This is a genomic window from Streptomyces sp. YS-3 (assembly GCF_045257485.1).
Taxonomy (GTDB): domain Bacteria; phylum Actinomycetota; class Actinomycetes; order Streptomycetales; family Streptomycetaceae; genus Streptomyces.
The window spans coordinates 1-6,530 of sequence record NZ_JBJHPC010000416.1 but is presented as its reverse complement, the minus strand read 5'-3'; the positions used below and the strand labels follow the sequence as shown (position 1 = coordinate 6,530).

The window sequence follows — 6,530 nt, the reverse complement described above, 5'->3', positions numbered from 1 at the left end:
CGGGGATGCCTGGAAGAGCATCCGGGCGGGGCGGCCGGTCGGGTTGGCGAAGGCGTGCGGGCAGCCCGGCGGCACCAGGAYCATCGTCCCGGCGGTGGCCCGGACGTGGCGCAGACCGGACGGCGACTCCCACTTTCGCCAGTCGTCGCGGGTGCGGACCTTCGGCTCGAAGGCCAGCACGTCCAGCTCACCCTCCAGCAGGTAGAACAGCTCCTCGCTGCGGCTGTGGGCGTGCGCGCCGACGTCGAAACCGGGCGGCACCACCACCTCGAAGGTGGAGGCGACCGTCGAGTGCGCCCCGGTGACCTTGAAGGTCACCTGCTGGGCGGCGGTCCTGACGGTCCGGCCGCCGCCGGGCGGGATCACCAGACCCTCGGTCGGGCGGGTGTACGGGCCGGGGTCGTCCACGGCTCTCTCCTCTCGGTACGGCTCCTCGACGGTCCTCACCACTGCACCGGCAGTTCCCTGGGCCCGCGGATCAGCGCCCCGCGCTCCCACACCAGCTCTCGCTCCGGCACCGCGAGCCGCAGACCGGGGAAGCGGTCCCAGAGCGAGCGCAGCAGGATCTCGGACTCCATCCGGGCCAGGGTGGCGCCGGGGCAGTAGTGGGGGCCGTGGCCGAAGGCGACGTGCGGGTTGTGCGTCCGGTCGAAGTCGAGCTGCTCCGGGTCGGCGAAGACCTGCGGGTCGCGGTTGGCCGTGAGGTACGAGACGTAGACGGGGTCGCCCGCGGGGATCAGCACCCCGCCCACCTCGACGTCCTCCAGGGCGATCCGGGAGAGTCCGACCGCGTTGCGGTGCGGGATGTAGCGCAGCAGTTCCTCCACGGCCTGCGGGAGCAGCTCCGGTTCGGCGCGCAGCCGGGCCAGGTGTCCGGGCCGGGTGAGCAGCGCGTACACCATGTTGGCGCTGTTGTTGCGCACCGCGTGGGCGCCGCCGATCTGGATGAGCACGGCGAGGCCGACCGCCTCGTCCCGGTCGAGCACCTCGTTCTCCAGGGCGTCCGCCAGCACTCCGGCCAGATCCTCCTCGGGCTCGGCCCGGCGCCGCTCGATGAGGTCGCGGAAGTACGCGGCCATCTCCGCCTTGGCCCGCTCGCTGGCCTCCCGGCCGCGCGCCGCGGAGATGATGGTGTCCGACCAGTGCGCCATCTTCGACTGGTCCTCGTCCGGTACACCCATCAGCGCGCACACCATGGCGAGCGGGAACGGCCGGTTGAGGTGGGCCATCAGATCGAGCGGGCCGCCCTTGTCCGCCATCCGGTCGAGGAGGCGGTCGGCGACCTGCTGGGCGTGGTCGCGCAGGCGGCGCATCGAGCGGGCGGTGAAGGCGCTGGCGACCACGCGCCGCATCCGGGTGTGGTCCGGCGGGTCCGCGAACCCGACGGCGCCGTCCATCGGGATGAAGTGCGGGGCGAGCCGGGTGACCTGGCGCCCCATCACGGCCTGCCGGCTGAAGCGCGGGTCCACGGAGACGAACCGCACGTCGTCGTAGCGGGTCGCGAGCCAGGCGTGGCCCTCGCCGTTGGGCAGTCGCACCCGGGCCACCGGCTCCTCGTGCAGCAGCCGGGCGAGCAGCGGGTCGAAGGCGAGGCCCGGCAGGTCCGGCGGCGCCCAGAAGTGGATCTGCGGTTCGGCCATGGCGTTCTTCTCCTGTCTCGGTGGTGTGCGGTCAGACTGCGGGCTCCGGCACGGCGGCGCTCGGCACGGCGGACTCCCCGGGCGCCGCGGTCCTGTCCGGCGCGCCCTGGACGGTCCAGTGCCCCAGGGCGACTTCGGCGGTGATGCCCGGCCCGAACCCGGCGATCAGGCCCTTGGCCCGGTGCTCCGCTCCGCCCTCGTCGAACAGCCGCCGGAGGGCGTCCAGGACGACGGCGCTGGCGATGTTCCCGTACTCGGTGAGCGTGGCGCGGCTGAAGCGGAATGCCCGGGGTGGCACACCGAGGTAGGTGCAGAGGTCGTCCAGGATGCGCGGCCCGCCCGCGTGGACGATGTAGAAGTCCAGGTTGGAGGCGTTCCAGCCGTGCCGGTCGGCGAGGGTGCTCAGGACGGGCGCGAGGGCCTCCATCGTGCCGGGGACCCTCTTGTCGAGCAGGAAGTGGAATCCGGTCTCGCGCACCGCGTACGCGATCCAGTCCTCGGTCTGCGGTACGAGGTAGGAGCCGTTGCGCTCCAGCTGGATGCCGGTGCCGCCGGAGCCCCGGACGACCGCCGCGGCCACGGCGTCGCCGAAGAGTCCGTTGGACAGCAGGGTCCCGACGCCCACGTCGGTGGGCTGGTAGCTCAGCGAGCAGAACTCGCAGGCCACGATGAGGACGTTGGCCCCCGGGTAGGCGGTGCAGAAGTCGTGCGCCCGGTTGATCGCGCTGCCGCCCGCCGCGCAGCCGAGCTGGGCGATCGGGACCTGCCGGGTCTCCGGCCGGAAACCCATGGTGTTGATCAGCCAGGCCGTCAGGGAGGGCATCATGAACCCCGTGCACGAGACATAGACGATCAGATCGATGTCACGCGGCGACAGCTCGGCCGTCTCCAGCGCCTGCCGCACCACCTGCGGCACCCGTGCCTTGGCCTCCGCCTCGTAGATCTTGTTGCGCACCTCGAAGCCCGGGTGGCGAAGCGTGTCCTCAAGAGGCTGGACGAGATGCCGTTCGGCCACTCCGGTGTTCTCGATCAGGCGTAGCGCGAGTGCGAGCTGGGGATGGTCGGCGTGAACGGTGCGCACCAGATCGAGAGTCTGCTCAGAGGTGATCACGTGCTCGGGCACGGCGACGGCAGGTCGGCACAAGACGGCCATGGGCGGAACATCCTGAGGGGTAGACGGCGCCCGGTCTCGTGGCGGGGTTCGGGCGGGCTGCCGGACAGCCGTGGTGGATCATTCCAGACCTAAGGAAGAAGACCCCTCAGATCCGGCTGAAAGTACACAAAAGTGTCATACGAGTGGCGGGTGTGACGCCGGGCCGTCAGAGGCCGGGCGGCGCCGCGGCGAACGAAGAGGAGTGGACGTATGTCATCGGCGTTACTGGACGGCCGGGTGGCTCTGGTCACGGGCGCGAGCCGGGGGATCGGCGCCGCCGTCGCCCGCGCGCTGGGCGCGCACGGGGCCGCCGTGGCCGTGAACTACCTCCGCAACGCCCAGGCCGCGGCCGGAGTGGTCGCCGACATCGAGAGGGTCGGCGGGCGGGCCGTGGCGGTGGCGGGGGACGTCAGCGACCTCGGACAGGTACGGGCCGTGGTGGCGGCGAGCACGGCGGCGCTGGGCGCGCCGGACGTCCTGGTCTGCAATGTGATGGTCGGCACCGAGGCGGTCGCCGCCCGGGCGGGGGCGGCCGGATGCTTCGTCGACACCCCGCAGGGCATCGCCTCGGTGCGGGACGCGGTCGCCTCCCAGCTCGACGCGACGCTCGCCTGCTGCCACGCCGTCGTCCCCGCGATGCGGCGCCGCGGCGGCGGCTCGATCGTCATGATCGGTGCCTCCGCCACGCACAACCCCTATCCCGTGCCCGTCGAGATCACGGCGGCCAAGAGCGCCCAGGACGCGGTCGGGCGGGCGCTGGCACGGGAGTTGGCCCCCGACAACATCCGGGTGAACACCGTCGCCCCCGGCTTCGTCCCCACCGACGCCAACGCGGGCCCGTCCCAGCAGGCCCTGATCGCCCGTGTTGCCGCCGGAACACCCCTGCCCCGGGCGATCCGGGCGGAGGACGTGGCCGACGCGGTCGTGCTGCTGGCGAGCGATCTGTCCAGCAAGGTCACGGGCACGTTCCTGCCGCTGGACGGGGGGCGCACGCTGATCTGAGGCACCGGCCGGGGTACGACACCATGGGCACCATGGATATCGACATGAACGGCGTTCCCGCTGGTGGCGGGCGCGCCGACGGGGTGTACACGGGCAACGCGGGCAAGGACGCCGCACTGGACCGGGGGTGGCTGCTCGGGCACTTCAAGGACGCCGGGGACCCGCGGCACAGCGACGCGGTGGAGATCAAATGGGGCGTCCACCCCCGGGGCGACGAGCGGGCGGAGTGGGTGACCGGCGAGGAGCGCACCGCGCTGCTGGTGCTCATCAGTGGCCGCTTCCGGGTGGAACTCCCGGGCGGCGCCGTGACGTTGGCCGAGCAGGGCGACTACGTCGTCTGGGGGAAGGGGGTGGACCACTCCTGGTACGCGGAGGAGGAGTCCGTCGTCCTGACGGTCCGCTGGCCTTCGGTGCCGGGCTACCGGGTCGGCTAGGGCGTGTCCGCCGCGTGCTCGGCGGCAGCCGCGCGCCGGTCCAGGACCGTCAGGGTCCGCTGGGCCCAGCGGATGTTCTCCTTCTCGAAGGCGAGGCCCCGCAGCAGGGTGAGGTAGGGGCCGACTCGTGGGGAACGGGCCAGGTACTCGTCCTCGGTACGCCCGTCGAGCAGGCGGTCCCGCAGCCGTTCGTAACGGGCCACCTTGGCCCGGGCCCGCTCCAGCCGCTCCGCCACCGCCTCCCGTACGGCCGCGGCGTCGCCCGCGTCCACGGACTGCACCTTGACCAGGAGCTCGTCGCGGATCGCGCTGGGGCGGGGAGGCGCCGCGGTGAAGGTGCGCAGGGCCGCGAGGCCGGTGTCGGTGAGGGAGAACAGGCGTTTGTTGGGCCTGCGTTCCTGCTGGACGAGCCGCGCTCGGACCAGGCCGTCGGACTCCATCCGCTCCAGCTCGCGGTAGAGCTGCTGCGGGGTGGCCATCCAGAAGTTGGCGACGGACGCGTCGAACCCCTTGGCCAGGTCGTATCCGGAGGCCTCGCCCTCCAGGAGCGCGGCGAGAACGGCGTTGCGCAGTGCCATCGCGCCAAGTTATCACTTCCTCGACCAGGCAAATTCGCGACTGATCAGCGCCTTTGAGCCGGACCCGGCGGGCCCGGAACCGGCGGGGTCAAGGGGTGGGTTTCGCCGCCGCTGCCGCGCGCGTGTTGACGGTGAACGTGGCGCCGTCCGGGTCGCGGATCGTCGCCCACGGGCCGCCCGCGGCCGTGCCCTGGGCGATGACCATGCCGCCATGGGCGCGGGCCGCCGCCGTCTTGGCGGGCACATCGGTGGTGACGAAGTGGACCTCCCAGTGCGGCCGGATGGTCGGGTCCGGCGCCGCTTCCAGGGCGCCCGAGCTGAGGCGGGCCACGATATGGCCGCCGTGCCGCAGCACGACCTCCTCCGCCTCGTACCGTACGTCGCAGCAGCCCGGCCGCTCATCGGCCCAGTCGAGGACCTCGCCGTAGAAGATCGCCGCTTCGAAGGCGTTGCGGGTGCGCAGCCGCAGCCAGGCCGGCTCGCGGTCGCGCCAGGACTCCCAGTCGTCGACGAGCTTGCCCTGCCAGATGCCGAAGACCGCACCGTCCCGGTCGGCGGCGAGCGCGCCGCGTCCCGTCTGGAAGGCGACCGGCCCCACGGCGACCGTGGCGCTCCGCTCGCGGATGCGGGCCGCCGTGGCGTCGGCGTCCTGGACCGCGAAGTACGGCGTCCAGGCCACCGCCACCTGCAGCGCGGGCGCCAGGGCTCCTATCCCGGCCACCGGCTCGCCGTCGTCCAGCGCCACCCGGAACTGCTCGCCGAGCCGCCCGCCGCGGAAGGTCCAGCCGAAGACGGCTCCGTAGAACTGGAGCGCGGGTTCGAGCTCGCGCGCCATGAGGCTCACCCAGCACGGTGCCCCGAGCACCGCCGCACTCGACGAGGCCTTGCGGTCCGGGACCGTGGTTGTCCTGTCCATCACTGATGCCGATCGCTCTAGCTTGGCGGCTTCCTGTGGTCACCATTTTCCCGCATATCGGGCGCCCCGCACCCAGCCGCCTGTGGTGGTGTGCCGTCGCGCAGTGTAATGGCTACGCTGCGTATGGTGCCGCTCACGGTAGCGGAGGGGCGATCCCCCGGGGCGCCCGGCCGCGGTGCGGGCGACACGGGTGTCTCGTTCCGGGTCCGCCGATACGGATACCCCGTTCCGGGAGGAAGAGGCACCGGACCGGCCGCCCCGCATCACCTTCCGCCCTCCCGAGGCACCTCGCAACCGAGCCCGGGGCTCGGTGGCCTCTCGGCTACGCGGCCCGCTCGTAGCGGGCGCCGTCGCGGGTCCGGGTCAGCAGGCCCGCGGTGATCAGATAGCGGCGCAGCGCCGGGAAGTCGTCGTGGACCGTGAGCAGCGCCTCGTTGACCTCGCGTTCGGTGTACTGCCGTCCCGCCTCGAAGAGCGTCTCCTTGAGGTGGACGAGCAGTTGCTCACGGCGGGCCGCCTTGCGCGGGATCGCCGTCAGACGGCCGTGGGAGAAGAGCGCGGCCACGGCGTGCGAGCCGGTGGCGGCGTTGTGCGGAGTGTCGTCGGTGGTGGGGGCCGACGCGTCGCCGGTGGGGTTCGCTGACATGGCGGGAAGCCTTCCTCATGCGGGGGCCGCCGGGCAACGCAATTCCGCCCGCCCCGAGCCGGTCGGCCCCCGGGGATGGCCGATCATGTGCTCGACGCTGAGCGAACACATGTGCCATCGTCGTGCCGGGGTGGACATTCCGTACAAGGGGGGTGGGGGAT

8 protein-coding genes are annotated in these 6,530 nt (G+C 72.5%); 2 read left to right on the top strand and 6 right to left on the bottom strand.

Features of this window, described 5'->3' with window-relative positions; all coding sequences use genetic code 11:
* The 3 genes from ACJA3G_RS26880 to ACJA3G_RS26870 form a co-directional block, all read right to left on the bottom strand.
* Positions 1-408, bottom strand: a 408-nt coding sequence (locus ACJA3G_RS26880) for a cupin domain-containing protein (protein WP_406555629.1), incomplete at its 3' end; no start/stop codon positions are given.
* Positions 409-443: 35 nt separating this feature from the next.
* The gene (locus tag ACJA3G_RS26875) at positions 444-1,640 is read right to left on the bottom strand and encodes a cytochrome P450 (RefSeq protein ID WP_406555628.1); all 1,197 of its coding nucleotides are present in this window, start codon (positions 1,638-1,640) and stop codon (positions 444-446) included.
* A 31-nt stretch (positions 1,641-1,671) separates the two neighbouring features.
* Positions 1,672-2,793: a type III polyketide synthase gene (locus tag ACJA3G_RS26870; protein ID WP_406555627.1), complete on the bottom strand. Its 1,122-nt coding sequence runs from the start codon at positions 2,791-2,793 to the stop codon at positions 1,672-1,674.
* A gap of 210 nt (positions 2,794-3,003) precedes the next feature.
* Between ACJA3G_RS26870 and ACJA3G_RS26865 the strand changes: the two genes are divergently transcribed.
* Together ACJA3G_RS26865 and ACJA3G_RS26860 are read left to right on the top strand one after the other, a co-directional pair.
* Positions 3,004-3,795 carry an SDR family NAD(P)-dependent oxidoreductase gene (locus ACJA3G_RS26865; RefSeq protein ID WP_406555626.1) on the top strand — a complete coding sequence of 264 codons (792 nt, stop codon included), beginning with the start codon at positions 3,004-3,006 and terminating at the stop codon, positions 3,793-3,795.
* Between the two features lie 32 nt (positions 3,796-3,827).
* Positions 3,828-4,229, top strand: coding sequence for a signal peptidase I (locus tag ACJA3G_RS26860; protein ID WP_406555625.1), 402 nt, complete (start codon positions 3,828-3,830; stop codon positions 4,227-4,229).
* Here ACJA3G_RS26860 and ACJA3G_RS26855 read toward each other — a convergent pair.
* The 3 genes from ACJA3G_RS26855 to ACJA3G_RS26845 all read right to left on the bottom strand — a co-directional run bounded on the left by ACJA3G_RS26855 (position 4,226) and on the right by ACJA3G_RS26845 (position 6,369).
* Entirely contained in the window at positions 4,226-4,807 is a 582-nt protein-coding gene (locus ACJA3G_RS26855; protein WP_406555624.1) for a PadR family transcriptional regulator, read from the bottom strand. The two genes, ACJA3G_RS26860 and ACJA3G_RS26855, sit on opposite strands and share 4 nt — an antisense overlap.
* Before the next feature lie 88 nt (positions 4,808-4,895).
* Complete coding sequence (locus ACJA3G_RS26850; RefSeq protein WP_406555623.1) at positions 4,896-5,723, bottom strand: VOC family protein; 828 nt, start codon at positions 5,721-5,723, stop codon at positions 4,896-4,898.
* 322 nt (positions 5,724-6,045) lie between these two features.
* A complete protein-coding gene (locus ACJA3G_RS26845) occupies positions 6,046-6,369 on the bottom strand; it encodes a DUF2087 domain-containing protein (RefSeq protein ID WP_406555622.1) in 324 nt (107 codons plus the stop codon).
* Positions 6,370-6,530: the final 161 nt, after the last annotated feature.